Source organism: Dietzia sp. UBA5065, from assembly GCA_002415925.1.
GTDB lineage: Bacteria > Actinomycetota > Actinomycetes > Mycobacteriales > Mycobacteriaceae > Dietzia.
Map to the genome: position 1 here is coordinate 1 of DIAZ01000054.1, position 672 is coordinate 672.

The window sequence follows — 672 nt, forward strand, 5'->3', positions numbered from 1 at the left end:
CCCGCCCCGGCCCGCCCCGCCCGCGGATGGCAGGCCCGGTCACGGCGATTGCGGCGGTATCGGCTCCGGCGGTGACGGTGGAGTCAGCGGCGCCCCTTCTTTCGAGGAGGGGCGCCGTCGGCGTGTCTGCGGCTTCGCCCCCGCTGCCCCGGCTGCCCCGGCGGATCCTCGCCGATTCGGCTTCGCGCCGCCGACACCCCTCGACCCCGCCGATCCGGCTGATCCCCCGCCGAGTCGCCGAATCGGCGAGGCCCCGAAGCGGCTCCTCCGGTGCGGAGAAAGGTCGACGCTCGGATTCGCCCTGTGAGGGGCTCGCAGGTGTGAAACCAGGTGGCAGCCCCGGGCCGTGCCCGGCTTGCCGCAGATCGCCGCTCAGGCCGATTTCGGATGGCATGGGGCGGCCACGCGGCGGTTGCTCGAGGTTCGTGAGGACTTGATCGAGAATCGTGGCACGTTGCTCGTACTCAGGTACGCCGCGGCGGCGTGTCCGGTGCACGGATTACGAGCAGATGAGGCCGAAGTTCGAGCAGGTTTCACCGAACGTCGAGCATGTGGGCAGGAGTTCGAGCTACCGACGATTCGAGCGGGGAGAACTCCGGCAGCTGAGTGCTCGAGCCACTGAGTGAAGCCTCGCCAACCCCAACGCCAACGCCAACGCCAGCGGGCCCGCGG